1 protein-coding gene is annotated in these 481 nt (G+C 68.8%); it reads left to right on the forward strand.

What is annotated here, in order from left to right:
• The coding region (locus LNV08_RS22980) for a hypothetical protein (protein ID WP_263536067.1) at positions 1 to 363 on the forward strand (363 nt) is incomplete at its 5' end.
• Between the last annotated feature and the right edge of the window lie 118 nt (positions 364 to 481).

Here is a 481-nt window from a genome sequence, read left to right on the forward strand (position 1 = left end):
GCGGCGCAGCTGGCCTTGTCGGCGGGCAAGGGCGCCACGGCGCAGCAGGTGCACAAGGCTTTGCTGAGCGCCGAGTCCATCGACGCGGCCAGCCTGCAGGTCATCGGCCGCCAGTTCGGCCTCAAACCGGTGGACGTGGTGGCAGTGAACCGCCAGCTCGGTGAGGTACGCGTGCTGTCCGAGCGGCTGGGCATCCAGGGCACGCCGGCCATCGTCGTCGGCGATGTGATGTTCCGTGGGGCCGTCGGCACCGAGCAACTCGCCGCTGCGATCGACGCGGCGCGGCGAGCCCAGTCGGCCAAGGCAGCCAAGGCGGGCAACAAGCCGGAGGCTGAAATCCGCCGCGTGCCGCGCCCCGCTTGATCTGCGCCTGTACGCGACCTCACCCTATTGCACTCACCGGAGTCACCACCATGAATTGGTTTTCTCGCTTCTTGATCACGCTGCTGGCAAGCAGCGCCTTGGCGTCGGCGCACGCCGC

The sequence above is a fragment of the Paucibacter sp. TC2R-5 genome (assembly GCF_025717605.1).
In the GTDB taxonomy this organism is placed as follows: Bacteria; Pseudomonadota; Gammaproteobacteria; order Burkholderiales; family Burkholderiaceae_C; genus Paucibacter_A; species Paucibacter_A albus.